Below are 25,720 nucleotides of genomic sequence, written 5' to 3'. Positions count from 1 at the left end.
TTCAAGAAGACTGAAGGGGAAGGTCAATGCGCAAGTTCAAATGCGCATCAACAGTGACCCGGGCCATTTGGGGAATAACCACCGTTGATTCGCGCTCTTCAATGATGGCAGGGCCTTCCAAAACAGCGCCAACAGCCAGCAAATGACGGGCATACACAGGTGTGGTCACGAATTCTTTTCTCACGACACAAAAGACGGGGCGGTGCCCTTTGAGTGCATGGGCAGCTTGGGGTAAGGCCGTCTCATCCAGCGAATCTGCCACTTGCAGCAAATCGGGGGAAGGCCCCTGCACAACCACACGCCATGACACCACTTCGGCGGGCGTGTCTTTTTCGGTACGGCCATACAAGTGCTGGTAACACTCAGAAAAACCGTGCGCCATTCTGCTCACCAAACTACCCAGTGGCGAGGCCATGTCCACGGGCACCTCTACTTCATATCCTTGACCCACATAGCGCATGGCTGCACTGACCTTGACACGACACTGGTCCGATGTCAGGCCAGAGTGCGCCATCATCGCCATGCCCTTCTTGTGCAAACTGTCCACCAACTCTTTGACTTTGTCTGCATCGAGTAGCGTCAAGGTTGAGATCTGTGCCTGGACAAACTGGAATGACATGGGCGATGCCAAAAATCCAAAGGCCGATGCCACACCAGCACCTCGCGGAATGAGAACGTGCCGCATGTCCAGTTTCATGGCCACATGACAAGCGTGTACAGGACCAGCACCACCGATGGGCACCATGGCGTAATGGGACGCTTTGAGTCCCTTTTCCAGAGCATGGATGCTGGCCGCCTGGGCCATGGCTTCATTGACGGTTTCATGGATGCCAAATGCCGCATCAACGATGGACAATGACAATGGCTGCGCGATCTGAGTGTCGATCGCTCGGCTCGCTGCAGTCAGATCCAAGGGCATGTCGCCACCCAAAAATGACCCCGCATCCAAATACCCCAGTACCAGGTCAGCGTCTGTGACCGTCGGATCTTGTCCACCCTGCCCATAACAGGCAGGACCGGGAACGGCACTTGAACTGTCAGGACCGACCTGGATCAAGCCCAATTGATTGACCCGGGAAATACTGCCGCCGCCTGAGCCAATCTCAATCATGTCGATCGCCGGCACCTTCAGAGGTATGCCACTGCCTTTGCGAAAACGCTGCAAGCGAGCGACTTCAAAATCGTTGATGACCTGAGACTCAGAGCCATTGATCAGACACGCTTTAGCGGTCGTACCCCCCATGTCAAAACACAGAACATCTTTCAAGCCAGCCATTTTTCCAATCAATGACGTGGCCTGCACGCCGCCGGCAGGACCCGATTGCACCAGTCGAATCGGATAGGCCATGGCCGTCGTGTAATGGACCGTTCCACCGTCCGATTGCATGAGGTACAAGTCCTTCTGAATACCCATGCTTTTGAGACCCTGGATCAGACCAGAGATGTATTTTTCAAACAGGGGCTGCACATACGCATTGCACACTGCCGTTGCTGTCCGCTCATACTCGCCAATTTCAGGCATGACTTCGCTGGAGATGCAAATGGTCACGTCGGGCAGCAGCGCCTGCAATATTTCCTTGGCCTTCAATTCATGGGCATCGTGCCGGAAGGCATGCAGAAAACAAATCGCGACCGCCTGGGCACCGGCCTCCCGGATTTGCCGTGCAATGGGCTCAAGCGCAGCTTCGTCCAGTGGCACCACCACGGCGCCATCAAATGCGACCCGTTCATTGACCTCGAAGCGAAGTGATCGCGGCACCAAAGGCTCGACTGGCGTTAAAAATAAATCATAGATGTCGTAGCGCCATTCACGCGCAATTTGAAGAACATCCCGAAACCCCTGTGTGGTGACCAATGCGGTCACCACACCTTTTCGTTCGATCAATGCATTGGCGACCAGCGTGGTGCCATGAATGATGTTCTCCACTTGCTCGGGTAAGACGCCGTTGTTTTTCGTGATCAGGGCAACCCCGGTCAGCACCCCTTCAGAGGGGTCATGCGGTGTGGTCAATACCTTTTCGTTAACCAAGAGACCTTGCGAGTCAATCATGACCAAGTCGGTGAATGTTCCCCCAATGTCCACCCCAATACGGAAGGGGCCCTTCATGACCTTCGGTTCACTGCTCATGACAATTTGCCTTTGTTTGCAATCAGCATTTGTTTGATTTCGGACTCAGACAAACCATAATCTTGCTGCGCGCTTGCAACTGAAACTACGCCATCGATCAAATCTCTTTGGACCGCAGAACGCTCACGCAGATGAGCGGGTGACATACCACCCCCACCAGGGGTTTCAAAAGTCACGACCTGCCCCTCTTGCATGCTGATGACCGATTTAGCGGGAATTTTCACACCGTCCAATAAATCAAGCCCCGCTGCCCCATCGAGTCCACCCAGAAAGCCCCGAGGCGGATGCTTGACCCGCTCATGACGAATCATGAAGGCCAAAGGCTCAGGCGACAGCGATTTGAAAGAAATCCGCTGCCCCAGTCCACCTCTGTGCAGACCTGCCCCTCCGCTGTCTACGAGCAAACTCTTTTCAGTCACCAGCATGGGCGTCTGATTTTCAAATTGCTCTATCGGGCTGTTGGCGACATTGGTCGGAAAGCTCAAACAAGCAGGACCATCGCTGTTGGCTCTGGCACCGTAACCACCGCTCATGAAAAACATTTTCACAAACTTACGCTTGGATCGATCGACCCCTTTGAAATAGACATTCCAAATCGGTGAGCCACTGTCCGCAATGATTTTGTTGGGCATCATTTTGGAGAGCGCTCCAAAAATGACAAAGGGCAAATAGTGCCCAGAAAGATGCCGACCCCAGACGGGCGCCGGCCGTGTTGGATTCACCAAACAGCCCTCCGGTGCCAAGATGGTCAAGGGACGCAGTCCACCATCGTTGTTGGGGGATGAGGGATCAAATGCACACTTGACGGCATAGGCACTGTAAGCAAAAGTGAAATTCATCACAGAGTTGATCGGCTTATCGATTTGTGCATCCGTGCCTGAATAATCGATCACCAACTCGGAGCCTTTTTTCCGAACATTGCAACAAATCAACAATGATTTTTCAAACCCATCTGCCATGACCTGGTCATCGAACTCCCCATCGGGCATGGATTCCAGCATTCTTCGCATGCTGTTTTCTGAACGCAACAAGATCTGATCTGTCACCGCCGCCAAATCGTCGATTTTTTCTTGCTGCAGCAAGGCCAACAATTTGATTTGAGCCAACTCGTAAGCGGCAAACTGCGCACGGATGTCACCCAGGGTTTCCAAAGGCTCACGCAAGTTTTCTTTGATGAAAGAAACCACATCCGAATTTTCTTCACCCCGTCTGCAAATTTTGAGAACAGGAATGCACAAGCCCTCCTCATAGGCGTCTTTGGCAAAAGGATTGGGGGCACCACCAATGTCAACCGTATGGAAGGTTGAGCCCACAAATGCCACCAACTCCACACCGCGAAAAATTGGCCGAACCATGGTGATGTCGTTCAGATGTCCAGTACCCAACCATGGGTCATTGGAAATCAAGACATCACCAGGCTCCAGCGTGTGTTTGGGATAGCGCTCCAGCATGGCGGCCAGAGTTCGTGGCATGGTTCCTAAAAATGAGGGAATAGAACGGGATGATTGCGCAAACACCCTGCCGTTGGCATCCATCAATGAACAGGCCAAGTCCCAGTTTTCACGAACGACCACTGAAAACGAAGTGCGAACAAAGGTTTGAGCGACCTCATCCATCAGCCCCGTCAAACGTTGCCAAACAATTCCAAGTTGCAGTGCGCTGATGCTTTTTCCCATGGATCACCCAATCAATTGCTTTTTTGATTGTGACCAACCACCTGAACCTGGACCATTGGGCAATCACAAAGTCTCATTTAGCGACAGGCTAAAGTCGTCCTCTGTCCCATAAGGGTCAACACCCATGTTCAAACCCTTGCCGACTGGCTCACTCTCTACCTACACTGGCGGCTAAATTTACACACCACGAGACAGTCATTTTATGAATCGCTTCTGGGCAATTTTGTTGGGGCTTTTGGCATTTTCTGCCCATGCCCAAGATGCGAGCTACCCCAATAAACCCATCCGTTTGATCGTAGGCTACGCGCCCGGTGGTGCCACCGATATCGTGGCCAGAAGCATTGCTATCAAGCTTCAGGAAACGCTCGGACAAGCTGTGATTGTTGAAAATCGTGCGGGGGCAGGCAGCAACATTGCCTCGGAATTTGTAGCGCGCAGCACGCCCGATGGCTACACCTTGCTGTTGGGCACCATCGCCAACGCCACCAACATGACCGCCTACAAAAATCTCGGTTATGACACCATGCGGGACTTCATCCACATCACCCAGACCATGACTGCCCCTTCGGTTTTGGCATTGCACCCCTCAGTACCTGCTAAAAACCTGCGCGAGTTTGTGGCCCTGGCAAAGCAAAACCCAGGAAAAATGGCTTTCTCATCCAGTGGGAGCGGCGGATCGCCACACTTGGCAGGCGAACTTCTCAAACTTCGCGCCAACATTGATTTGATCCATGTCCCTTACAAAGGGGCAGCGCCTGCGATGTCTGATTTGCTGGGCGGACAGGTTCAAATGAGCTTTCAAACCGCCTTATCAGCCATTCCCCATCTCAAAAGTGGAAAGCTCAATGTGATCGCGGTGGCCAGCAAAAAACGCATGGGCACTTTGCCCCATGTTCCCACCATGGCAGAGGCTGGAATTGCGGACTTTGAGGTCTCCAGTTGGAATGGTCTGTTTGCCCCCGCCAAAACCCCTGCGCACATCGTCAATGCCTTGTACAACGCCACCATCAAGGCCATCAATACGCAAGACATCAAAGACAAAATGGAGGCACAAGGCGCCGAACCCGTTGGCAGCAGCCCCGAAGATTTCAAAGCCTTTGTGAAGGCCGAAATTGACAAATGGGAGCAGGTGATCATCAAGTCCGGGGCCAAGATGGACTGAATCGACTTTCAGATCCATCGCTCCAAGATGTGGAGAACCTGCATTCAAGAGGCCGAATCAACTGTTCATAAAGCGGCTTGGATTCAAGACCTGATAAGAGGTGTTGCACTACACTTTTTATCCGCCCAGTGTTGAAATTTCTACTCGAATCAACTATTTCATTCTTTCTTGCCAAATGGCAAAAAGATGTTCATTCTGTCTTTTTTTTCTGGTATTTTAGATAAGTTTTTAACACTGAAAAAGAGCAACAACAAGATAAATATACGCAACAACAATATAGCAGTCAACAAAGTAGTTGGCGTACCAATTTGACCATTGTACACAGTAAAAAAGTCAAAGATAAAGTTCACTGACGATATCAAAAATATACAGAAAATTACAATACTGATATACCAGTTGTTGAGATACGCATAGGTTGCTATTGCTGTCACCAAAATTATGAACCAGCCTCTGAAATAAAGAAAATTAGTTAACCTTGCAATTTCCAAAGGCTCATTGGAGAGTCTTGATGCAATTTCATTTGGGGTAAACAACAAGTTGAATGCATAAATAAATGCAATTGAAACTATGAGCCAAAAACGCAAAGGGTAAAACTTGTCAATTTGCTGATTCGCTGTTTCTCCCCAGCCCTCAATTAAAGCATTTAGCTCTTGAGCACTCACAAGTGGTTTATTTTCTTTCATATGTCTGCTACTTTTTATTTTTAATACTTAAATTTAAGCAATGAGAAGAATCAGCAAAAACGACGAATTCAAAGCTGGAGTGTAGCACTTCACCCTTGAGTTTCAATCAATGATCGTGGTGTATTCAGAGGAAGCTCCCTGCAAATAGACAGCGATGATCGTCCGCCCAAGCCTTTGTGCAGGCGGTTGTTGAACTCATCTGCAATCGCATCCAGCTCGCCTTGGCTGTCAACCTAGAAGGCAACGTCCGTGGGATGAAGCCATTCATTTGCTCGGTTGAGATCATTTCCCTCGGGCTTATGTAAAAAAAAGTACACAGTAAATCCTGTGCGCTCGTTCCATTCTTTGTGCATCGCCATTGCCCGGGCTTGGGTATTGATAGGATTTTCGGACGCTGCAGCAAAGCAACGTAAGTAGGCTTGTCAGAGTAACCCAGCAGCATATCGGACGAAATGGCGGACTTGATCTCCAGCAGGCTCACCTGCATCAGGAACCGACTCGTGCGCACCACAAGTGCGCATTTGACACTGCCATTGGTCTCACACTTGTTCAAGTCCCCTTATTTGTGGTCTGCGAATTTTTTGAAACTCATTCCGAGTATGTACATCTAAATTTCACGTCTAAACGGTAATAGAACATCAAATCGACTGCCTTTTTCCGGTATCCGCGACGCATTTTTAACACCTAAGAACAAAAACCACAATAGCGTTATGCGACCGAGTAAAATAAGCGTAAAGTCTGGTGTGATATTTTGCAATCTTGAAGGATAGACCATGAACAAATCAGATATAAAATTCATTGCCGCCAATATAAATATGATAAAAAAGTTAATTGCAACATATTTACCCGTTCGATAAGCATTGAATCCAATCATCAAAAAAATCAACATAAACCATCCTCTAAAATACATATATCTTTTAATACAAGTAGCTTCAGAATTATTATGTAAAGCTTGAAAAATATTATCTGTAAAAAAAAGCAAGCTAAAAGAGGCAATAGCACCCAAGGTGATTAATAAAACAATTCGAATTGGAAAAAATTTATCAACCATCGCGGGGCTCGATGAATAACCCCATCCTCCAATCAGTGCATCTAACTCCTGTGCGGAAATAAGCGGTTTGGTTTTGTTCATTTTCCAAATTTTAAGACAAAACTGCAATTCCAGTCAACCTGCCTATCATCATTGATGCTAGAAAATTATATGTTAACATTAACTATTAATATTAAATTATGTTTAATTTATATTTATAAAAATATTTATATAGATATATAAATACTATTTTTAATTTTAGTTCTTAACCAATGTAATGCCACGGATTGACCGCTTCAAGGCTCTGTTCAAACTTGGTCGTTGAAAGCCTTCACAGAAACGGAAAAACTTGCAGGACGTCAGCTGAGTGAATGTTGTTTCAAACAACGCCTCGTCAATGCACACGTAGCATGCGTGTGTCTGCTTCATCTCGTCAACTGCCTCGTCCTTGGCCTTGAGCTTCGATGATTTGTATTGCCATTCACAAAAATCCGCAGGTAACGGGCGCCTCTGTCCATGTGGCATTCCAAGTTTCATCAGCAAATGGGCCTCTATGCCCATTGATTCTGTACCGCACCACTTATCTTTCAGCAGGCGTTCTGTGTGCTAAACCCAGCCGCTGGCGGTATCTGGCTTCGTCATACCTATCCCAGGCAGCAGCCATGGCGTTTTCCAAACTGGCACGGCGTGTTGAGAATCTGTGCCACTTGCGGTCTGCCAACTTGAAGCGGCACTGGTCAAGCAGACTGCGTGCGCGGCCATAAAGCACCAATTCACCGTCTCGCAGCAGCACGACGCTGGGCGATGCTTGTATCAACGCATCTATAGTGAGTTCCTTGCTGGTTTTGACGGTGGCTGCATCCATTGCCAGCGGTGTGTCAGTGTGGCGTTCAGTCATACGGCACAACCCCGCAGCGTGGAACTACTGTGCTGGCAGCGTGCGTCAACTTGGAACACGCCCATAAAAAAAGTCACTTTGCAGCGTTGTACAAAGTGACTTGAAGAATTGAATGGTAGGGCGTCACGGACTTGAACCGTGGACCAAAGGATTATGAGTCCTCTGCTCTAACCAACTGAGCTAACGCCCCCACCGAAGCCGTGATTGTAGTGGCCTGGCGGGCGTTTATTTGGACTGGCTCAGCGCATTGCTGACCAAGCGCGAAGTGATGTTGACGATCTGGATCATGCGGTCATAGGGCATGCGGGTCGGGCCGATCACGCCCAAGGTGCCCACCACTTGGCCATCCACCTCATAAGGCGAGCTGACCACCGACAGCTCTTGCATGGGCACGATCTGACTTTCACCGCCAATGTAAATGCGCACGCCCTCGGCCTGGCTGGACACGTCCAGCAAACGCATCAACTGGGTTTTTTGTTCAAAAAGCTCGAAAGCACGGCGCAAATGCCCCATGTCACTGGAAAAGTCACTGACCGACAGCAAGTTGCGCTCGCCGGCAATCACCACCTCGTTCTGGTCTTCGGCCAAAGCCTCGCTGCTGACCTGAACGGCCGCTTGCATCAGCGTGGCGATTTCGCTTTGCAGGCTCACAAGCTCTTGCTGCACCCGGCTGCGCACCTGCTCAATGGCCATGCCAGCGTAATGGCTGTTCAAAAAATTAGAAGTTTCAATCAGCTGGCTTTGGGAGTAATCGGTCTCGGTGAACAGGATTCGGTTTTGCACATCGCCCTCGGGCGAGACAATGATGACCAGCAAACGCCGCTCGGACAGGCGTAAAAATTCAATGTGCCGAAACACCGAAGGCCTGCGGGGGGTCATGACCACGCCCACAAAATGCGACAAATTGGAGAGCAAATTGGCCGCACTGGCGATCACTTTTTGCGGCTGATCCGGGGTGAGCGCAGGCGTATCCAAGCCGTCGCGTTGCACCGTGAGCATGGTGTCCACAAACAAACGATAGCCACGACTGGTGGGGATGCGCCCTGCCGAGGTGTGCGGGCTGGCGATCAGGCCCAGCTCTTCGAGATCGGACATCACATTGCGGATGGTGGCGGGCGACAGGTCCAGGCCAGAGGCTTTGGAGAGCGTGCGCGAGCCCACGGGTTGGCCGTCCGCAATATAGCGTTCAACCAGCGCTTTGAGCAATAACTTGGCACGATCATCTAGCATAGACACATTTTAATGATGTAATTTGCAGATGAAATCCAAGTTCCGTCATGTTGCACTTTTTGGTAAGTACCACACCACCGCCCACGGTGGGGCACTGGAGAGTTCTCGCCGGGCTTTGGACGACGTGGCCCAGTTTCTGACGCGGCAAGGCTGTGACGTGGTGCTGGATCAAGAAACCGCTTTGCACACCGGATTGAACCAACACCCCATGCTCGACATGGCTGCCATTGGCCAGCAGTGTGATCTGGGGCTCGTGGTTGGGGGTGACGGCACCATGCTGGGCATTGGTCGGCAAATGGCCCGATTCAATCTGCCTTTGATGGGCATCAACCAAGGTCGACTGGGTTTCATCACCGATATCCCGCTACAAAGTTACCAAGATGTGTTGTTGCCGATGCTGCAAGGCCACTATCAAACCGAAGACCGCAGCCTGCTGCAAGCCCATGTGATGCGTGACCAACGCAGCGTGTTCAGCGCTTTGGCCATGAACGACGTGGTGGTCAACCGGGGTGGCACCTCGGGCATGGTGGAGTTGCGGGTCGAGGTCGATGGCCGTTTTGTGTCCAACCAACGCGCCGACGGCCTGATCATCGCCACCCCCACAGGCTCCACCGCCTATTCCTTGTCGGTGGGCGGGCCTTTGATGCACCCTGGCATTGGTGGGTGGGTCATGGCACCCATTGCACCTCACACCTTGTCCAACCGGCCGATCGTTCTGCCCGAGTCGTCTGAAATCAGCATCGAAATCGTGGCCGGGCGATACGTCAGCGCCAATTTCGACATGCAGTCATTGGCCGATCTGATTTTGGGTGATCGGATTGTGGTCAAGCGCTCTGAGCACACGGTGCGCTTTTTGCATCCCGCAGGTTGGAACTACTTTGACACCCTGCGTAAGAAAATGCATTGGAATGGAGGCGACTGAGACATGGCACTGACGCACATCACCTTGCGCGACTTTGTGATCGTGCAATCCCTTGAATTGGACCTGGCCAGTGGTTTCAGCGTTTTGACGGGTGAAACCGGTGCCGGCAAATCCATCTTGATTGACGCACTGCAGCTGGCCTTGGGTGCTCGCGCCGAATCTGGCGTGGTCCGTGAAGGTGCAAGCCGCTGTGAAGTTTGCGCCGAATTCGACCCCACCCCCGCCATCCAGTCTTGGCTGGAGGAGGCTGGTTTTGAAACGAATGTATCTTTGTTGTTGCGCCGCACAGTCGACACCTCGGGCAAAAGCCGCGCCTGGGTCAATGGCAGCCCTGCCACCGCAACACAGCTGCGCGAACTGGGCGAGCAACTGTTGGACATCCACGGGCAACACGCCTGGCAAAGCCTGACTCGCCCCGATGCGGTGCGGGGCTTGCTGGATGCGTATGCGGGCATTGACACCCGCCCCCTGAAAACCACTTGGCACACTTGGCGACAAGCCCAGCAAACTCTGACCGATGCGCAACAAGCTCAAAGCACCCTGACCCGTGAGCGCGAACGACTGGCTTGGCAAATCGGTGAACTGGAAAAACTCAATCCCCAAGTGGATGAATGGCAGGAGCTGAGCACCCAGCATGGCCGACTGGCCAACGCTCAAGCCCTGCTGGATGGGGCCAATTTGGGCACTGTCTTGCTCGAAGGTGAAGAAAACGACGGCGAAGGTGGCGCACTCAGGCAGCTGTCGCGTGCCATCCAGGCCTTGCAATCGCTTGGCCCCGTCGAGCCTGAGTTCAGCGCTCTGGCCGATGTCCTGGCTTCAGCTCTGGCACAAGCCGAAGACGTGGCCCATAGCCTGCATGCGTATTTGCGTAAAACCGATCTGGACCCCGAACAATTGGCCAAACTCGATGAGCGAATGGGCCTTTGGTTATCCTTGGCCAGGCGTTACAAAAAAACACCTGACGAACTGCCACTGTCACTGCAGGCTTGGCGTCAAGAGTTGGCTCAACTCGATGCTGCTGCCGACTTGCAAAGTCTGCAAAAAGCCGCAATGGCTGCACAAAACGCCTGCACCCAAGCGGCCAAAGCGGTCTCGCGTCAGCGTCAACAAGCGGCCAAACCACTGGCTCAGGCGGTCAGCAGTGCGATGCAGCAACTGGGCATGCAGGGGGGGCGATTTGAGGTGCAATTGCTACCCTTGGAGACACTCGCGCAGCACGGCATGGAAGAGGTCAGTTTTCTCGTTGCCGGGCACGAAGGCAGCACGCCAAGACCTGTGGGCAAAGTGGCCTCGGGTGGAGAACTCTCACGCATTGCACTGGCCATCGCAGTGACCACCAGCGAACTGGGCGAAGCAGGTACCTTGATTTTTGACGAAGTGGACTCTGGTGTGGGCGGTGCCGTGGCCGAAACCGTGGGCCGCTTGATGAAGCAATTGGGCCAACACCGTCAGGTGCTGGCGGTCACCCACCTGCCCCAAGTAGCCGCCTGCGCTGACCACCATCTGTTGGTCAGTAAAGCCGCCGCCAAGGGCCAAGTCAGCAGCCAAGTGCGAGGCGTCAGCGGCGATGAGCGCGTGAGCGAAATCGCTCGCATGTTGGGCGGAGAAAAGTTATCGGCGACCACCTTGGCACATGCCCGTGAAATGCTCGGCAACCCCACCAAAATCATGGGCCGCAAGGCCGCTCAACGCTGAACATGGACATCATCCTCATCACCGGCATGTCCGGCTCAGGCAAATCGGTGGCGCTGCACGCACTCGAAGACGCGGGCTATTACTGCGTCGACAACCTGCCACCCGAATTGTTGATCCCCTTTGTCAAGCTCGAACAACAACAAAAGGAACAACGACTGGCCATTGCGATTGACGTGCGCAGCGCCAACTCCTTGCACCTCTTGCCCGAGCAAATGGCCTTGTTGCGCGACATGGGCATGACTGTGAAGTCGGTCTTCCTGGACGCCTCATCGGACACCTTGCAGCGGCGTTATTCGGAAACACGCCGCAAGCACCCTTTGTCAGGAGGCGACAAACCTCAAAACGACAAAGCACTGGTGGAAACCATCGGATTCGAACGCGAACTCTTGTCTGACCTGCGAGAGCGTGCCCACGTCATCGACACCAGTTTGCTGCGCTCGGCTCAACTTCAGACCTACATCAAAACGCTGGTCAGCGCCCCATCGGCGCAGCTGACTCTGGTGTTTGAATCCTTTGCTTTCAAACGCGGCATTCCCACCGACGCCGACTATTTGTTTGACGTGCGCATGCTGCCCAACCCTCACTATGAAAGTGCCCTCAAGCCCCTGACGGGACGTGACGAGCCTGTTCAGGCTTACCTGCGTCAGTCGGAAGAATTTGTTCAAATGCAATTGCAAATCGAGGGGTTTTTAAAACACTGGATTCCGGCGATCGAGCGTGACCATCGCAGTTACGTGACGGTGGCCATCGGCTGCACAGGAGGGCAACACCGCTCGGTGTTCATGGTGGAGCAACTGGTGCAAAACTTCGGCACACGGTGGCTCACCCTCAAACGACACCGAGAGCTGGACGCGCTCTGACTCAACTCATTTGCACATCCCTATTGCGGCTCACCTGAGGAGCGGGTTGCCACAAATACAGGCCAGGCACAGGTCGCCGACATGCCATGGGTCAATCCATCAGCAAGGTTCGAATCGGCGCTGGCAAACCCATCGCGGGCCAGGCATGGGCATCCACCCACAGTCCGGCACAAGCCGGGTTGGATGCCGCAGACCCAAGCATGCGCACCGGGTGCAAATGCAAATCGCGGTGGGTCAACACATGCTTCCAGGGTGTTCTGTAATCAAGCTGCGTGCCTTGCGCCCAGGCGGCCAACAAATCCGTTTCCGAGTCGAACACCGGCAAGCTGAACAAACCGGCCCAAATACCGGTGTCCGGGCGCTTTTGCAGCCACACCTGCCCTTGCTCATTAACAGCCCAAAGTAACCACAGCGTGGCACTGCTGCGTTTGAGTTTGCGGGTTTTGACGGGATAGGCCAGCGGCTCGCCACGGGCTTTGGCTTGGCACACAGCGTGCACAGGGCAGGATTCGCACTGAACCTTGCGCGGCAAACACACGGTGGCCCCCAAATCCATCAGGGCCTGGGTGTAACGCGGCATGTCGGCAGCTTGGGTGGGCAACAAGTCTTGCGCCAGCGCCCAAAGGGTTTTTTCGTTCTTGGCCACAGCCAAATCATCGCCGTAACCCAGCACACGGGTCAGCACGCGTTTGACATTGCCATCCAAAATGGCCACACGTTCTTGAAAGCAAAACGCCGCAATCGCTGCCGCTGTGGATCGGCCAATGCCGGGCAGGGTTTGCAGATCGTCGGCGCGGCGCGGAAATGACCCGCCAAAACGCCCCATCACCTCTTGGGCGCATTTGTGCAAGTTGCGGGCACGGCTGTAATAACCCAGGCCACTCCACAGAGCCAGCACATCGTCTTGCGGCGCGGCTGCCAACGCAGCCACGTCCGGAAAACGCACCAAGAAACGCGAAAAATAATCCAACACCGTGCTCACCTGCGTTTGCTGCAACATGATTTCGGATAACCAAACGCGGTAAGGGTCTTGGGTGTTTTGCCAGGGCAGGCTTTGCCGCCCGTGCAGTCGCTGCCACGCCACCATGCGGCGGGCAAAATCTTCAGGCAAAGTTGTCACGGTTTCTGGCATGTTGGGCAATAAAAGGTGGTGCGCTGGCCTTGCAGCATGGACTTGATGGGTGCAGCACAGCGTCGGCAAGGTTCGCCCGCCCGGCCATAAACAGCGGCTTCCAACTGAAAGTAGCCGGTGCGGCCTTCGGCGCTCACAAAATCCTTGAGTGAACTGCCGCCTTGCTCCAGCGCTCGGTTCAGCACTTGGACAATGGCGGCGTGCAAGCGGGCCACACGCGGTTTAGACAAACGCGCGGCCTTGGTCGTAGGGCGAATGCCCGCCATGAACAAAGCTTCAGAAGCGTAAATATTGCCCACACCCACCACCACATCACCCGCCAACAAGACCTGTTTGATGGCCGACTGACGTTTTTTAAGGGCCAGCGCAAAAGCGATTACATCAAACTGGGCACTCAAGGGCTCGACACCCAGACGTCCCAGCAATTTCTGCGCTTGAGGTGAGTCTTCAGACGGGGCCCAGACCACTGCACCAAAGCGGCGCGGGTCGTGCAAACGCAACACCCCCCGATCGGTCACCAAGTCCATGTGGTCGTGCACGCCGGGCTCGGGCTGCGCAGGCGCAAAGTTAAGGCTACCGGACATGCCCAAATGCAGCAGCAACAAGCCTTGGTCCAAATCAAGCAAGAGATATTTACCGCGTCGGCGCACCCCCACAACCTGTCTTCCCACCAAGTGAAGCGCAGGCACACCCAAGGGCCAGCGCAGTGGCTTGCCCATGTGCAGGGCCAAGATTCGGGCTGAAGCAATGCGATCGACAAAACTGCGACGGGTGACTTCTACTTCGGGGAGTTCAGGCATAGGCTGGGGGGCAAAAAGGGGCTTGTTTGACGCTGCTCAAGCCAGCGGCTTGCTCGATTATGATGAAGCCATGAAATTCTGGTTTCGACTCGCCGTCATCTCCTCTTGCGTTTTGAGCGCATGGGCACAACCGGCCACACCCGCCGCACCACCCGCAACCCCCGCGGCCGAAAACCCCGCGCAAAAATCAGCCCTTGATGCTGTTTTGTTTTACCAATTGCTGCTGGGTGAATTGAATGTGCGCAGCGGCTCGCCAGGCAGTGGTTTTTCTCTGATTCTGGATGCGGCACGCAAAACCAACGACCCCCGGCTGTTTCAGCGAGCCGTCGATCTGGCTTTGCAGTCGCGATCAGGCGATGCAGCCCTTCAAGCCGCACAGGCATGGAAAAAAGCGATCCCCCAAGCCACCGAAGCCAACCGCTATGTGTTGCAAATTTTGCTCGCCTTGAACAAAGTTGACGAAGCGGGACAGGCCTTGACCGACTCCATCCGAGAACTGCCCGAAGTCGAACAAAGCATGGCCATTGCGTCTGTGCCCCGGGTTTTTTCCAGGGTGCAAGACAAACAAATGGCGGCAGACACTGTTGAAAAAGCCTTGGCTTTTGCCTTGAAACAAAGCAGCACCGCAGCCACGACATGGACCACCATTGGCCGCATGCGGCGCGATTCAGGTCAACTCCCTTTGGCCATAGAAGCAGCACGCCAAGGCCACGCCGCAGATGCCAAGGCCTCTGCGCCCCTGATTTTGGCGCTCAGCCTGGCCAATTCAACCCCTGCCGAAATGTCGCCATTTTTGGCACAGGCCATGCAAGGCGACGTTCAGCCGCCATTAAGACTTGGATACGTCAGGCACCTGATCGGTCAGGCCCAACAAGCACAAGCCTTGCATGAGCTCAAGCGCCTGAATGCAGAACACCCCACCTTTTCAGAAGCCTGGCTGGTACACGGTTTGATGCTCCAAGAAAACAGCCAATGGTCCGAAGCCGAAAAAAAACTGCACCAATACGTTCAATTGGTCCAAAGCAGTCAAGACAAGGATGAACAAGCCAGATTGTCCGAGGCCTTGATGGCCTTGGCACAAATAGCCCAGCGCTTGGGTCAATTGAACCAAGCAGCGCAGTGGCTGAGTCAAGTTCCTGCCGCGGCCGACCCCATCAAACTGGCCAGCCGTCAGGCCGACTTGCTCAGCCAACAAGGCCGCAGCGAGGAAGCACGCCAAGTATTGGCCCAAATCAAAACCACCAACACCGAACAAGCCATTCGCAAAGCCCTTGTTCAGTCGGTTTGGCTGCGTGACAACAAACGGTTTGATGAAGCTTACACCGTCGTTAAACAAGCCATGAATGCCAACGCCCCCAACAGCGAACTGCTGTCCGAGCTGGCCATGGTGACTGAAAAGCTCAAGCGCTTTGACGAAATGGAAAGCCTGCTGCGCGAGCTGATGCAGCTCAAACCACAAGACCCCCATGCCTTCAACGCCCTGGGCTATTCCTTGGCCGACCGCAACGTTCGACTCGACGAAGCCCGGCAATTGATCATGAAAGCCCTGAAGCTCTCTCCCAACGACGCCTATATTCAAGACAGTCTGGGCTGGGTGGCTTTTCGCCAAGGCCAGTTGAGCGAAGCTCGGGACATTTTGCAGGCCGCCTACAAAGCCCGCCCTGATGCCGAGATTGCGGCCCATCTGGGCGAAGTCCTTTGGAGCATGGGTCAACAAAAAGAAGCTCAAGCCATTTGGCGCGAAGGCCTTTTGCTCAAAGCCGACAACGAAACACTGGTTGAAACCCTCAAACGCTTTGATTTCAAGCCATGATGAACAAGGCAACTTGGCCAGCGGTGGGCACACAACTTGTTTCTGGTCGAAACAGGCCAAGCTGGCAGCTGGAGCGAGGTACATGGGCTGCAACGCTGGTCTTGGCCCTGTTGGCCACGGGCTGCTCGACCCCTCGCTTGAGCGCACCAGACGCCAACGCTTACTGGTCAGGACGCTTGGCCATTGAAGTTCTCAAAGAGCCCCCCGAAACCTTGAGCGCCAGTTTTGAATTGCAGGGCTCGGCCCAAACAGGTGAAATGGTTTTGCTCAGCCCCATCGGAACCACCTTGGCCTTGCTCAAATGGTCCGCACAGGGTGCGCAACTGACACAAGGACAGCAGCAAACTCAAAGCAACAATCTGCAAAGCCTAGGGGCTCGATTAACAGGGACCGAGTTGCCCATTGCGGCCTTGTTTGAATGGCTTGCAGGTCGTCCGGCTGAGGCACCGGGCTGGCAAGTGGATTTATCAGGACACGCTCAAGGCAAAATCACGGCTGTGCGCCAACAGCCCGTCCCAGGGGCTTTGCTGCGCATCGCCTTGGACCGCTGAGCACAAACCATCATCATCCGAGCACACCCAGCATGGTGATAATCCATTCATGAAATCGCTCTACGATGTGCCCGCCCCGGCCAAACTGAACCTTTTTTTGCACATCACAGGTCGCCGACCTGATGGCTACCACTTGCTGCAATCGGTTTTCATGCTCATCGACTGGTGCGACACCTTGCATTTTGAAAAGCGGCCTGGCGGCGGCATCAGTCGCGAGGATCTCACGATGGCACTGCCAGACAATGACCTGATCACCCGTGCTGCGCATTTGCTGCAAAACCACACCGGATGCACCGATGGGGTTCACATCGCCGTTGAAAAACAAATTCCTGCGCAAGCGGGCATGGGCGGTGGATCTTCCGACGCTGCCTCTTGCCTGTTGGCCTTGAACCGCTTGTGGAAACTCAAGCTGAATCTGTCCGAACTTGAGCAACTGGGCCTGAAACTGGGTGCCGATGTGCCATTTTTTTTGCGAGGTCGCAACGCTTGGGTCGAGGGGATTGGAGAAAAAATCACCCCCATCGATTTGCCTGCAGCCCACTTTTGGGTCATCAAGCCCCCAACTGGTCTTGAAACTTCTCAAATATTTGCGCATCCAGATCTTAAACGTGACACAAACACTGCTACAATTTCGGTCTTCGCTGCACAGACATATGACTTCGGTCACAATGATTTGCAAGCCGTTGCACAAAACTTGTGCCCCGGTATCGGTCAGGCAATTCACTTGCTCAACGATCACGGATTACAAGCTAGAATGACGGGTTCCGGAAGCGCAGTGTTTGCCCTTTGCAAGGACAACACCAAGAAAGTGACAGTACCTGATCATTTTCTCAGCCGGTTTTGCAGCAATATGGAAGTTCATCCTTTATCAGGTTGGGCATCCAGCGAAAGTTGATCGGTTGATCGCTGTTCCAGCGGTTAACCCGTGTAGGGGAGTCGCCAAGTTGGTTAAGGCACCGGATTTTGATTCCGGCATTCGAAGGTTCGAGTCCTTCTTCCCCTGCCAAATACGTTCATTCGTACAGGCCCTTTTTTCTGATCGCTGGAATGCACATGCAGCCTGCCCCGCTCCCCCCTGAATTCATGCTGTTCACCGGTAATGCCAATCCCGTTTTGGCTGCCGAAATCGCCAAGCACTTGGGTACGCAACTTGGCGCTGTTGATGTAGGACGTTTCTCCGATGGTGAAGTCACTGTCGAACTCAAGCAAAACGTTCGGGCACGCGAAGTGTTTGTGGTTCAGTCCACCTGTGCACCCACCAATGAAAACCTGATGGAATTGCTGATCATGGTCGACGCGCTCAAACGTGCATCGGCTGGACGCATCAGCGCTGTCATTCCTTACTTTGGTTACGCCCGGCAAGACCGTCGTCCACGCTCGACGCGCGTGCCGATTTCGGCCAAAGTGGTGGCGAACATGCTGCAAGCCGTTGGTGTTGACAGCGTTTTGACCATGGACTTGCACGCCGACCAAATCCAAGGCTTCTTTGACATCCCGGTTGACAACATTTACGCGTCCCCAGTTTTGCTGGGCGATTTGCGTCAGCAAAACTACGACGATCTGATTGTTGTGTCACCCGACGTCGGTGGCGTGGTCCGTGCCCGCGCTTTGGCCAAACAACTCGGTTGTGATCTGGCCATCATCGACAAGCGCCGCCCCAAAGCCAATGTCAGCGAAGTGATGCACGTCATTGGCGAGATCGATGGACGCAACTGTGTGATCATGGACGACATGATTGACACGGCGGGCACTTTGGTCAAAGCCGCAGAAGTGCTCAAAGAGCGTGGCGCAAAAAAAGTCTACGCTTACTGCACTCACCCCATCTTTTCGGGCCCAGCCATCGACCGCATCGCCAAAGGCGAAGCCCTCGACGAGGTTGTGGTCACCAACACCATCCCCTTGTCGGCACAAGCGGCTGCGTGTTCCAAGATTCGCCAACTCTCCGTGGCACCATTGATCGCTGAAACGATCAACCGCATTGCCCACGGTGAATCGGTGATGAGCCTGTTTTCTGATCACGCCTGATCGGTCACAGGCCCACAGTCGCCAGCCGTCTTCCAAGACTGGCTGGCTTTTTTGAGTCAGGGTCGCACTGGTCGCGGTGGGCCCTAGAAGGAGAAATGTATGAAATTTGTCGCTTTTGAGCGCTCCAAGCAGGGCACGGGTGCGAGCCGCCGTCTCCGCAACGCCGGTCGCACACCGGGCATCGTTTATGGTTCCACAACGGCTCCTCAGCTGATTGAACTGGACCACAATGCTTTGTGGCACGCCTTGAAAAAAGAAGCGTTTCACGCCTCCATCTTGGACATGGAGTTCAATGGTGAGTCCAGCAAAGTCTTGCTGCGTGACTACCAAATGCACCCCTACAAGCAATTGGTTCAACACATCGACTTCCAACGCGTCGATGCCAACACCACTTTGCACATGAAAGTGCCATTGCACTACAACGGTGAAGAAGAGTCGGAAGCCGTCAAGACTGACAAGTGCACGATCAACCACGTGGTGACCGAAATCGAAGTGGCTTGCTTGCCTGCCAACTTGCCTGAATTCATCGCCGTGGACCTCAAAGGTCTGACCAAAGGCGTGTCACTGCATTTGAACGACATCACTTTGCCAACAGGTTGCAAGCCTGTGACCCATGGCAAAAAGAACCCCGTCATTGTGACGGCCGTCGCACCTGTTGAAGAAATTGTGGTCGCACCTGTGGCCGCTGCTCCTGCAGCTGCCAAGGGCAAAGGCAAAGGCAAGAAGTAATCTTCGTGTCTAAGGGCTCTCCAGCCTGCTTTGAAAGGCCCGCGCAAGCGGGCCTTTTGCTTGGCACCGGTGCTGTTGATCCGACCCCATGAATGCTTCACCAAGGACAATGAACCCCCATGATCAAACTCTTCGTTGGCCTGGGCAACCCGGGTAGTGAATACGACGACACCCGACACAACGCCGGCTTTTGGTGGATTGACGCCGTGGCCCGAGAGCTCAAGGTCTCACTGGTGCCTGAGCGCAGCTACCACGGTCTGGTGGCTCGCACCACCGTCAACGGTCAAAACGTGTGGCTGCTCGAACCCCAGACCTTCATGAACCTGTCAGGCAAGTCGGTCAGCGCACTGGCCCGGTTCTTCAAAATTCAGCCGCAAGAAATTTTGGTCGCGCACGACGAACTCGACATCGTACCGGGCGAGGCCAAGCTCAAGCTGGGCGGCAGCCATGCGGGGCACAATGGTCTGCGAGACATCCATGCCCAACTGGGCACGGCCGATTATTGGCGCCTGCGCATTGGCGTGGGCCACCCGGGCGACAAGGCCGAAGTGGTCAGCTGGGTTTTAAAGAAGCCCATGCTCGAACACCGCAAAGCCATCGACGACAGCATCCACCGCTCTGTAGCAGCTTTGCCGCTGCTCTTGTCGGGCGACATGGAAAAGGCCATGGTGCGCATCCACACCAGCAAGCCACCACGCCCCAAACCGCCCCGGCCGGTCAAAGCGCCTGCGCCAGACGTACCCACCGCAGAATGAGGCGGGCTACCCGGCTCACTACCCCTGCAGCCTGCGGTATTTGGCCCAAAGCGATTCAGGGTTTTCGATGTGCTGGGGGTTGACGGGAATGCAGGCCACAGGGCAAACCTGCACACACTGAGGCTCGTCAAAATGGCCCACGCACTCGGTGCACTTGGACGGGTCGATTTCGTAAATTTCTTCACCCAGATAGATCGCCTGGTTCGGGCACTCGGGTTCACACACATCGCAGTTGATGCATTCGTCGGTGATCATCAGTGCCATGGCTGGGGCTCCGCAAAAGTCTGCATCGTGGTCATGCCCGGATTATCGGCCACAGGCATCAGCCCGAAGGACTGCAGGGCTGTTGTCTGCTCCTCAACTTGGGCACTACAAGACCCCACAACACGCCCTGGCCCGGCGACATGCGCCTAAAATGGACCGCATGATGAACGCCGACTTGCACTGCCACTCCGTCATTTCTGACGGCACCCTCACCCCCGAAGCCCTGGCCGAACGTGCCAAAGCCAACGGCGTGGAACTGTGGGCGCTGACCGACCATGACGAAGTGGGTGGGCAAGACCGCGCCTTGGCCGCAGCCCGTGCGCAGGGACTGCCCTACCTGACCGGCACCGAGATTTCGGTCACCTTTGCCCACCAGACGGTGCACATCGTGGGCCTGGGCTTTGACCCGCATGACAGCGCCTTGGTGGCTGGCTTGCGCCGCACCCGGGGCGGGCGCAGTGAACGCGCCCAGGAAATGTCAGACGGCCTTGCCAAAGTGGGCATCAAAAACGCCTACGAAGGTGCCCTGCACTACGTCGGTAATCCCGAGCTGATTTCGCGCACCCACTTTGCCCGCCACCTGGTCGAAACGGGCGTGTGCAGCGACACCTCGGAGGTGTTTCGCAAATACCTGACCGAAGGCAAACCCGGCTACGTGCCCCACCGCTGGGCACGCTTGCAAGAAGCGGTTCAATGGATCACCGAAGCGGGTGGTATCGCCGTCATTGCCCATCCGGCCCGTTATGGCTTCACGCCCAACGAAGAGTACGCGCTGTTCAGTGAATTCAAGGCCCACGGCGGGCGCGGTGTGGAGGTCATCACTGGCAGCCATTCTTCACCCGAAGCGGTGCGCTACGCCGAAACTGCGCTGGAGTTCGATCTGGCCGCCTCGCGTGGCAGTGACTTTCACAGCCCTGAAGAAAGCCGCATCGACCTGGGCACCCTGCCTTTGCTGCCTGGTCAACTGACCCCGGTTTGGGACCTGCTGGCCAACCGCATTCAGTGACCCCCACGCTCAGACTCGCCAGCCTTCAGGGCATCGGATTTGCCGTTTTGGCGACGGCCTGCTTTGCCACTCTGGACACCACCACCCGTCACGTCAGCGCGGGCCTGTCGGTCCTGGTGGCACTGTGGTTCCGTTACGCCATCCAGGCCGTCATCACCACGGTCGCAGTCTGGCCAGGCCGCGGCCGTCGCATTTTGCAGACACAGCACCCGCGTTTTCAGCTTGCTCGCGGCATGCTCTTGTTTGCTTGCAGCATCCTGGCTTTTTTAAGCCTCAAATACATGCCCGTGGGAGAGTTCACGGCCATCTCACTGCTGGCACCCCTGGTCATCACCTTGCTGGCAGCCTGGCTACTGAAAGAAAAAATCCGACCTCTGCGCTGGCTGCTGGTGCTGGGGGGATTTGTCGGCACCCTGATCATCATCCGTCCCGGCAGCCAACACCTTGATTGGACCGTGCTCTTGCTGCTGATGCTGGTGGGAACCAACTCCGGCTTTCAACTTCTGACCAGCAAGATGGCCAAGACCGAAGACCCGATCACCACCCATTTCTACACCGGCTGGATCGGCACCGCCATGGCCTCACTGCTGCTGCCTTTTGTCTGGGAAATGCCTGCAGACTGGACAGTCTGGTTGCAATTACTGCTGATGGGGGTGTTGGCCTCGATTGGACATTTTTTGCTGATCCTGGCCTACGGCCGCACTCCAGCTGCCACCTTGACGCCCTATTTATACACCCAGATCGGCTTTGCCGTGCTGGGCGGCTGGGTGGTGTTCAACCATTTGCCCGACCCATGGACCTTTGCTGGCATGGGTTTGGTCGCCCTGTGCGGCGCATTAGGCGCCTGGCTCACTGTGCGGGAAAGCCGCATCGCCGTTCAAGCTGCGCAAACTTGAGTCTGCCCTCTTTTCAAAGCTGACGGCGCCCTCAAGTAAAGTCCACCATCATCACCGGCAATCTACTGCCCACAGCCATGGCCCAGTTTTTCACTGTTCACCCCGAGAACCCGCAAGCACGCTTGCTCAAACAAGCCGTGCAACTGCTCAAGCAAGGCAATGTGCTGGCGGTGCCCACCGATTCCAGCTACGCCCTGGTCTGCCACCTGGACGACAAGAACGCCGCCGACCAGTTGCGCCGCATCCGCGCTGTGGACGACAAGCACCACCTGACGCTGCTGTGCCGCGACTTGAGCGAGCTGGCCAACTACGCCCGGGTGGACAACCGGCAGTTTCGCGCCATCAAGCAGGCCACGCCCGGGCCCTTCACCTTCATTCTGGAAGCCACCAAGGAAGTGCCGCGCCGCTTGAGCCATCCCCAGCGCAAAACCATTGGCCTGCGCGTGCCCGAGCACAAAGTGCTGCAAGAACTGCTGGCCCTGCATGGCGCACCGCTGTTGGCCGCCACCTTGATCATGCCGGGAGAAGATGCCCCCCTGAATGACCCGCAAGACATTCGCGAGCGACTGGAGCACCAAGTGGGCGCGGTCATTGATGCAGGCGCCTGCTCGCTCGAGCCCACCACGGTGATCGACATGAGCGGCGATGAACCCACCCTGGTGCGCCACGGTCAAGGTGATCCTGCGCTGCTGGGCCTTTAAAACACAACACGGTGTAGACCATGGCCTGGCGCTCTGCCCGGTCAAAAACGACCACCAGCTGCCCCAATAGAAAACCCCTGCAACAGCACCAAGGGCCGCAGCAGGGGTCAGGCAGGAAAAACGCAAACGGCTTACTTCAGATCGCCCGCCAGGCTGGCCAAGGTATCTGCAGCGATTTCAATGTGTGACGGGTAATGCGTGTGGTCGCAGCCCATCTTGACGCCAGCGCCAGCCTTCACGGCCGCGCACATGTCGGGCTTGAGTTCAAAACGCACAAAGTGCACCGCTGAGGTTTTTTCTTCGGTCTCACGGTCCAGGTCTTCGTCGGCAATCGCATACACACGGCCATGGCCTTCGACCTCGACAAACATCCTGTCTTCCACGCCGATCAGCTTGGCCAGTTCGCGCTTGCGCTCGTTGATGTCGGTGTACTCGATCATCATGGTGGCTTTCCAGTTGCTGCCGTCGGGCACCAGCGGGGCATAAGCCTCGATCTCTTGCAAGATGCCCTCTTCTTCGAAGACTTTTTCGATGCGCAGCATCTCCTGGATCTGATAGCGGATGGTGGTTTCGCTCTCAAACTGCATGTTGATGTGCTCGCCCAACTGCACGCTGCGCAGCTTGCGGTGGGCGATGACATCGGGTTTGTGGACCTTGCGCCACTTGGTGTAAGCCTCCAAAGACATCAAGGTCTCGGGTGTGATTTTTCCAGTCAGTTGCATGGCAGTGTTCCTTATTTGAGACCGTAGGCTTTGCGCACCAGGGTCAAGGGGTGGTTCAGTTCGGGGGCGCCCAAGCCGTTGACCTCAAAGCCTTGGGCAATGTGGTGGCCGCCCAGCGGGCAGTCAGAGCTGATGAAGTCGGGCTTGGAGCCGTCTTTCATGGTGGCCATGGCCTTGAACACGGGTTTGCCGATTTTCATGGCCATGTCGTGTGAGCCTTTTTTCACGCCATAGGTTCCGGCGTGGCCCGAGCAGCGCTCGATGGTGTTGATCTCGGTGTCCGGGATCATCTTGAGCATTTCTTCGGTCTTTTTGCCAATGTTTTGCACCCGGCCGTGGCATGGGATCTGGTAGCTCACATTGCCCAATTTTTGCGGGAATTCGGTCTTGAGCAAGCCGTCGCGCTTGCGGGCCATGAAGTATTCAAACGGGTCCCACATCGCGTCTTTGACCAACTGGGTGTCGGCGCAATCGGGGAACATCAGCGGGATTTCCTGCTTGAACATCAAGGCGCAGCTGGGCACGGCCGCCATGATGGCGTAACCATCTTTGGCGTATTTGGCCAGCACCGGAATGTTGGCTTCTTTGGACTGCTGGACCGATTCAAGATCACCCAATTCGAGCTTGGGCATGCCGCAGCACTTTTCTTTCTCGACCAGCACATAGGGAATGGCGTTGTGGTCCAGGATCTTCAGCAGGTCATGGCCGATGCCAGGCTCGTTGTAGTTGATGTAGCAGGTGGAGTAGATCGCCACTTTGCCATGTGTTTTCTCGCCATCCACCACTTTGGACGCCTTGGCATCCGGGGCGCTGGAGCGGAATTTTTTCGTGGCCAAAGAGGGCAGCCAGGCGTTTTTGTCGACACCTGCCACACTTTCCATGACGCTGCGGGCCGCTTCGGTTTTGTTGATGGCATTGATGGCTTGCACCACGATCGGGATGCCTGCAAACGAGCCATGTGTGTCGGTGGAGGCCAGAAACTTTTCAGCCGCGCCCACTTCGCCTTTTTTGAACTTGATGGCCTTGGCACGCAGCATGGTGTGCGGGAAGTCTAGGTTCCACTCGTGAGGTGGGGTGTAGGGGCATTTGGTCATGTAGCACAGGTCGCACATGAAGCACTGGTCGACCACTTTCCAGTAATCCTTCTTGTCCACACCATCGACTTCCATGGTGCTGCTCTCGTCCACCAGGTCGAACAAGGTGGGGAAAGAGCCACACAAGCTCACGCAGCGGCGGCAGCCGTGGCAGATGTCAAAAATGCGCTCCAACTCGTCGAAGCACTTTTCCTCGTTGTAAAAATCCGGACCCTCCCAGCCAAGGGCATGTCGTGTGGGGGCTTCGAGGTTGCCTTCTTTGGCCATGTTGTGCTCCTGTGAGATTTTTATGGGGTTTTTCTGAAGGTTCTGCGTTCAGAGCCCTGAGAAAAACCCGCTGCGCCTTGCGGTGCAGCGGGCTGAGGGAACAAGGGGAATCAATCCACCAGTTCGTTCAAAGCTTTCTGGTAACGGTTGGCGTGTGAACGCTCAGCCTTGGCCAGGGTCTCGAACCAGTCGGCGACTTCGTCAAAACCTTCTTCGCGAGCAGTCTTGGCCATGCCAGGGTACATGTCGGTGTACTCGTGGGTTTCGCCAGCCACAGCCGAAGCCAGGTTGTCACGTGTCGAGCCAATGGGCATGCCGGTTGCTGGGTCGCCGGATTGCTCCAGGAATTCCAGGTGACCGTGGGCGTGACCTGTTTCACCTTCGGCGGTGGAACGGAACAGGGCTGCCACATCGTTCTGACCTTCAACGTCAGCTTTGTTCGCGAAGTACAAATAGCGACGGTTGGCCTGGGATTCGCCAGCAAAGGCGTCCTTCAGGCATTGTTCCGTGCGCGAGCCTTTGAGTGCTGCCATGGATATCTCCTTGTGGGTTTTAGGTGCATTGCCCTGGCAGAATCGCCAGAGAACCCTCAGGTTAGACCTAAACTGATCAGTCTCCCAATTGATTGATCCAATGGCACAAATTTAGATTGCCTATTGCCTTGGCGATTTGATAAACATC

The 25,720-nt window shown here is 54.9% G+C and carries 25 protein-coding genes and 2 tRNA genes; 14 read left to right on the top strand and 13 right to left on the bottom strand.

Annotated elements, in window-relative coordinates; all coding sequences use genetic code 11:
- Position 1: 1 nt before the first annotated feature.
- Together B9Z48_RS01375 and B9Z48_RS01370 are read right to left on the bottom strand one after the other, a co-directional pair.
- Positions 2-2,128 (bottom strand): hydantoinase/oxoprolinase family protein, encoded by a 2,127-nt coding sequence (locus B9Z48_RS01375; RefSeq protein ID WP_108376899.1) that lies wholly within the window; start codon positions 2,126-2,128, stop codon positions 2-4.
- Positions 2,125-3,804 carry a hydantoinase B/oxoprolinase family protein gene (locus B9Z48_RS01370; RefSeq protein WP_089953083.1) on the bottom strand — a complete coding sequence of 560 codons (1,680 nt, stop codon included), beginning with the start codon at positions 3,802-3,804 and terminating at the stop codon, positions 2,125-2,127. The genes B9Z48_RS01375 and B9Z48_RS01370 overlap by 4 nt, the downstream gene beginning before the upstream one ends.
- A gap of 202 nt (positions 3,805-4,006) precedes the next feature.
- On the opposite strand from B9Z48_RS01370, the gene B9Z48_RS01365 reads away from it, so the two are divergent.
- Entirely contained in the window at positions 4,007-4,966 is a 960-nt protein-coding gene (locus B9Z48_RS01365) for a tripartite tricarboxylate transporter substrate binding protein (protein WP_108376898.1), read from the top strand.
- Between the two features lie 158 nt (positions 4,967-5,124).
- Here the strand turns inward: B9Z48_RS01365 and B9Z48_RS01360 are convergent, their stop codons facing one another.
- From B9Z48_RS01360 to hrcA, 5 genes are all read right to left on the bottom strand, one after another.
- Positions 5,125-5,649, bottom strand: coding sequence for a hypothetical protein (locus tag B9Z48_RS01360; protein WP_089953085.1), 525 nt, complete (start codon positions 5,647-5,649; stop codon positions 5,125-5,127).
- Positions 5,650-6,256: 607 nt separating this feature from the next.
- A complete protein-coding gene (locus B9Z48_RS21320) occupies positions 6,257-6,781 on the bottom strand; it encodes a hypothetical protein (protein ID WP_146186215.1) in 525 nt (174 codons plus the stop codon).
- A gap of 478 nt (positions 6,782-7,259) precedes the next feature.
- Positions 7,260-7,544 carry a hypothetical protein gene (locus tag B9Z48_RS01340; protein WP_108376894.1) on the bottom strand — a complete coding sequence of 95 codons (285 nt, stop codon included), beginning with the start codon at positions 7,542-7,544 and terminating at the stop codon, positions 7,260-7,262.
- Positions 7,545-7,690: 146 nt separating this feature from the next.
- A tRNA-Ile gene (locus B9Z48_RS01335) sits at positions 7,691-7,767 on the bottom strand.
- Positions 7,768-7,802: 35 nt separating this feature from the next.
- Positions 7,803-8,807 (bottom strand): heat-inducible transcriptional repressor HrcA, encoded by a 1,005-nt coding sequence (gene hrcA, locus B9Z48_RS01330; protein ID WP_089953093.1) that lies wholly within the window; start codon positions 8,805-8,807, stop codon positions 7,803-7,805.
- A 28-nt stretch (positions 8,808-8,835) separates the two neighbouring features.
- Here hrcA and B9Z48_RS01325 point away from each other — a divergent pair, with 28 nt between their 5' ends.
- From B9Z48_RS01325 to rapZ, 3 genes are read left to right on the top strand one after another with little or no spacing between them, the layout of a single operon-like run.
- Entirely contained in the window at positions 8,836-9,729 is an 894-nt protein-coding gene (locus B9Z48_RS01325) for an NAD kinase (protein ID WP_089953095.1), read from the top strand.
- Between the two features lie 3 nt (positions 9,730-9,732).
- Positions 9,733-11,424 carry a DNA repair protein RecN gene (gene recN, locus B9Z48_RS01320; RefSeq protein ID WP_089953097.1) on the top strand — a complete coding sequence of 564 codons (1,692 nt, stop codon included), beginning with the start codon at positions 9,733-9,735 and terminating at the stop codon, positions 11,422-11,424.
- A complete protein-coding gene (gene rapZ, locus B9Z48_RS01315; protein ID WP_108376893.1) occupies positions 11,421-12,284 on the top strand; it encodes an RNase adapter RapZ in 864 nt (287 codons plus the stop codon). Before recN ends, rapZ begins: the two co-directional genes overlap by 4 nt.
- A gap of 91 nt (positions 12,285-12,375) precedes the next feature.
- On the opposite strand, the gene mutY is transcribed toward rapZ, so the two are convergent.
- Positions 12,376-13,416, bottom strand: coding sequence for an A/G-specific adenine glycosylase (mutY, locus tag B9Z48_RS01310; RefSeq protein ID WP_089953101.1), 1,041 nt, complete (start codon positions 13,414-13,416; stop codon positions 12,376-12,378).
- A complete protein-coding gene (mutM, locus tag B9Z48_RS01305; protein WP_089953103.1) occupies positions 13,401-14,216 on the bottom strand; it encodes a bifunctional DNA-formamidopyrimidine glycosylase/DNA-(apurinic or apyrimidinic site) lyase in 816 nt (271 codons plus the stop codon). The genes mutY and mutM overlap by 16 nt, the downstream gene beginning before the upstream one ends.
- A gap of 70 nt (positions 14,217-14,286) precedes the next feature.
- Between mutM and B9Z48_RS01300 the strand changes: the two genes are divergently transcribed.
- The 7 genes from B9Z48_RS01300 (at position 14,287) to pth (ending at position 20,089) form a co-directional block, all read left to right on the top strand.
- Complete coding sequence (locus tag B9Z48_RS01300) at positions 14,287-16,029, top strand: tetratricopeptide repeat protein (RefSeq protein WP_108377163.1); 1,743 nt, start codon at positions 14,287-14,289, stop codon at positions 16,027-16,029.
- Positions 16,026-16,580, top strand: a complete 555-nt coding sequence (locus B9Z48_RS01295) for an outer membrane lipoprotein LolB (RefSeq protein ID WP_233260975.1) — start codon at positions 16,026-16,028, stop codon at positions 16,578-16,580. The genes B9Z48_RS01300 and B9Z48_RS01295 overlap by 4 nt, the downstream gene beginning before the upstream one ends.
- Before the next feature lie 49 nt (positions 16,581-16,629).
- Positions 16,630-17,475: a 4-(cytidine 5'-diphospho)-2-C-methyl-D-erythritol kinase gene (gene ispE, locus B9Z48_RS01290; protein ID WP_108376891.1), complete on the top strand. Its 846-nt coding sequence runs from the start codon at positions 16,630-16,632 to the stop codon at positions 17,473-17,475.
- A 34-nt stretch (positions 17,476-17,509) separates the two neighbouring features.
- Positions 17,510-17,586: transfer RNA gene (locus B9Z48_RS01285), tRNA-Gln, on the top strand.
- Between the two features lie 41 nt (positions 17,587-17,627).
- Positions 17,628-18,605 (top strand): ribose-phosphate pyrophosphokinase, encoded by a 978-nt coding sequence (locus B9Z48_RS01280; RefSeq protein ID WP_194944597.1) that lies wholly within the window; start codon positions 17,628-17,630, stop codon positions 18,603-18,605.
- Positions 18,606-18,704: 99 nt separating this feature from the next.
- Positions 18,705-19,334: a 50S ribosomal protein L25/general stress protein Ctc gene (locus B9Z48_RS01275; RefSeq protein ID WP_108376890.1), complete on the top strand. Its 630-nt coding sequence runs from the start codon at positions 18,705-18,707 to the stop codon at positions 19,332-19,334.
- A gap of 119 nt (positions 19,335-19,453) precedes the next feature.
- Positions 19,454-20,089 (top strand): aminoacyl-tRNA hydrolase, encoded by a 636-nt coding sequence (gene pth / locus B9Z48_RS01270; RefSeq protein WP_089953113.1) that lies wholly within the window; start codon positions 19,454-19,456, stop codon positions 20,087-20,089.
- Positions 20,090-20,107: 18 nt separating this feature from the next.
- Here pth and B9Z48_RS01265 read toward each other — a convergent pair whose 3' ends face one another.
- Positions 20,108-20,353: a YfhL family 4Fe-4S dicluster ferredoxin gene (locus tag B9Z48_RS01265; protein ID WP_108376889.1), complete on the bottom strand. Its 246-nt coding sequence runs from the start codon at positions 20,351-20,353 to the stop codon at positions 20,108-20,110.
- Positions 20,354-20,504: 151 nt separating this feature from the next.
- Between B9Z48_RS01265 and B9Z48_RS01260 the strand changes: the two genes are divergently transcribed.
- The 3 genes from B9Z48_RS01260 to B9Z48_RS01250 all read left to right on the top strand — a co-directional run bounded on the left by B9Z48_RS01260 (position 20,505) and on the right by B9Z48_RS01250 (position 22,956).
- A complete protein-coding gene (locus B9Z48_RS01260) occupies positions 20,505-21,359 on the top strand; it encodes a 3',5'-nucleoside bisphosphate phosphatase (protein ID WP_089953117.1) in 855 nt (284 codons plus the stop codon).
- Positions 21,356-22,255 carry a DMT family transporter gene (locus B9Z48_RS01255; RefSeq protein WP_108376888.1) on the top strand — a complete coding sequence of 300 codons (900 nt, stop codon included), beginning with the start codon at positions 21,356-21,358 and terminating at the stop codon, positions 22,253-22,255. The genes B9Z48_RS01260 and B9Z48_RS01255 overlap by 4 nt, the downstream gene beginning before the upstream one ends.
- 77 nt (positions 22,256-22,332) lie before the next feature.
- Positions 22,333-22,956: an L-threonylcarbamoyladenylate synthase gene (locus B9Z48_RS01250; RefSeq protein WP_089953122.1), complete on the top strand. Its 624-nt coding sequence runs from the start codon at positions 22,333-22,335 to the stop codon at positions 22,954-22,956.
- A 131-nt stretch (positions 22,957-23,087) separates the two neighbouring features.
- On the opposite strand, the gene B9Z48_RS01245 is transcribed toward B9Z48_RS01250, so the two are convergent.
- The 3 genes from B9Z48_RS01245 to B9Z48_RS01235 all read right to left on the bottom strand — a co-directional run bounded on the left by B9Z48_RS01245 (position 23,088) and on the right by B9Z48_RS01235 (position 25,572).
- Complete coding sequence (locus B9Z48_RS01245; protein ID WP_089953124.1) at positions 23,088-23,678, bottom strand: DUF3501 family protein; 591 nt, start codon at positions 23,676-23,678, stop codon at positions 23,088-23,090.
- Positions 23,679-23,689: 11 nt separating this feature from the next.
- Positions 23,690-25,039, bottom strand: coding sequence for a (Fe-S)-binding protein (locus B9Z48_RS01240; protein WP_089953126.1), 1,350 nt, complete (start codon positions 25,037-25,039; stop codon positions 23,690-23,692).
- Positions 25,040-25,149: 110 nt separating this feature from the next.
- Positions 25,150-25,572 carry a rubrerythrin family protein gene (locus B9Z48_RS01235; protein WP_089953128.1) on the bottom strand — a complete coding sequence of 141 codons (423 nt, stop codon included), beginning with the start codon at positions 25,570-25,572 and terminating at the stop codon, positions 25,150-25,152.
- Positions 25,573-25,720 lie beyond the last annotated feature (148 nt).

The sequence above is a fragment of the Limnohabitans sp. WS1 genome (assembly GCF_003063265.1).
Taxonomy (GTDB): Bacteria; Pseudomonadota; Gammaproteobacteria; order Burkholderiales; family Burkholderiaceae_C; genus Limnohabitans_A.
This window is presented reverse-complemented; position numbering and strand designations above follow the sequence as displayed.

What these genes read in the sequence shown, in the direction of transcription:
- B9Z48_RS01375 (WP_108376899.1), bottom strand. Translation starts at nt 2,128, where the DNA reads ATGAGCAGTGAACCGAAGGTCATGAAGGGCCCCTTCCGTATTGGGGTG.
- B9Z48_RS01370 (WP_089953083.1), bottom strand. Translation starts at nt 3,804, where the DNA reads ATGGGAAAAAGCATCAGCGCACTGCAACTTGGAATTGTTTGGCAACGT.
- B9Z48_RS01365 (WP_108376898.1), top strand. Translation starts at nt 4,007, where the DNA reads ATGAATCGCTTCTGGGCAATTTTGTTGGGGCTTTTGGCATTTTCTGCC.
- B9Z48_RS01360 (WP_089953085.1), bottom strand. Translation starts at nt 5,649, where the DNA reads ATGAAAGAAAATAAACCACTTGTGAGTGCTCAAGAGCTAAATGCTTTA.
- B9Z48_RS21320 (WP_146186215.1), bottom strand. Translation starts at nt 6,781, where the DNA reads ATGAACAAAACCAAACCGCTTATTTCCGCACAGGAGTTAGATGCACTG.
- B9Z48_RS01340 (WP_108376894.1), bottom strand. Translation starts at nt 7,544, where the DNA reads ATGGATGCAGCCACCGTCAAAACCAGCAAGGAACTCACTATAGATGCG.
- hrcA (WP_089953093.1), bottom strand. Translation starts at nt 8,807, where the DNA reads ATGCTAGATGATCGTGCCAAGTTATTGCTCAAAGCGCTGGTTGAACGC.
- B9Z48_RS01325 (WP_089953095.1), top strand. Translation starts at nt 8,836, where the DNA reads ATGAAATCCAAGTTCCGTCATGTTGCACTTTTTGGTAAGTACCACACC.
- recN (WP_089953097.1), top strand. Translation starts at nt 9,733, where the DNA reads ATGGCACTGACGCACATCACCTTGCGCGACTTTGTGATCGTGCAATCC.
- mutY (WP_089953101.1), bottom strand. Translation starts at nt 13,416, where the DNA reads ATGCCAGAAACCGTGACAACTTTGCCTGAAGATTTTGCCCGCCGCATG.
- mutM (WP_089953103.1), bottom strand. Translation starts at nt 14,216, where the DNA reads ATGCCTGAACTCCCCGAAGTAGAAGTCACCCGTCGCAGTTTTGTCGAT.
- B9Z48_RS01300 (WP_108377163.1), top strand. Translation starts at nt 14,287, where the DNA reads ATGAAATTCTGGTTTCGACTCGCCGTCATCTCCTCTTGCGTTTTGAGC.
- B9Z48_RS01295 (WP_233260975.1), top strand. Translation starts at nt 16,026, where the DNA reads ATGATGAACAAGGCAACTTGGCCAGCGGTGGGCACACAACTTGTTTCT.
- ispE (WP_108376891.1), top strand. Translation starts at nt 16,630, where the DNA reads ATGAAATCGCTCTACGATGTGCCCGCCCCGGCCAAACTGAACCTTTTT.
- B9Z48_RS01280 (WP_194944597.1), top strand. Translation starts at nt 17,628, where the DNA reads ATGCACATGCAGCCTGCCCCGCTCCCCCCTGAATTCATGCTGTTCACC.
- B9Z48_RS01275 (WP_108376890.1), top strand. Translation starts at nt 18,705, where the DNA reads ATGAAATTTGTCGCTTTTGAGCGCTCCAAGCAGGGCACGGGTGCGAGC.
- pth (WP_089953113.1), top strand. Translation starts at nt 19,454, where the DNA reads ATGATCAAACTCTTCGTTGGCCTGGGCAACCCGGGTAGTGAATACGAC.
- B9Z48_RS01265 (WP_108376889.1), bottom strand. Translation starts at nt 20,353, where the DNA reads ATGGCACTGATGATCACCGACGAATGCATCAACTGCGATGTGTGTGAA.
- B9Z48_RS01260 (WP_089953117.1), top strand. Translation starts at nt 20,505, where the DNA reads ATGGACCGCATGATGAACGCCGACTTGCACTGCCACTCCGTCATTTCT.
- B9Z48_RS01250 (WP_089953122.1), top strand. Translation starts at nt 22,333, where the DNA reads ATGGCCCAGTTTTTCACTGTTCACCCCGAGAACCCGCAAGCACGCTTG.
- B9Z48_RS01245 (WP_089953124.1), bottom strand. Translation starts at nt 23,678, where the DNA reads ATGCAACTGACTGGAAAAATCACACCCGAGACCTTGATGTCTTTGGAG.
- B9Z48_RS01240 (WP_089953126.1), bottom strand. Translation starts at nt 25,039, where the DNA reads ATGGCCAAAGAAGGCAACCTCGAAGCCCCCACACGACATGCCCTTGGC.
- B9Z48_RS01235 (WP_089953128.1), bottom strand. Translation starts at nt 25,572, where the DNA reads ATGGCAGCACTCAAAGGCTCGCGCACGGAACAATGCCTGAAGGACGCC.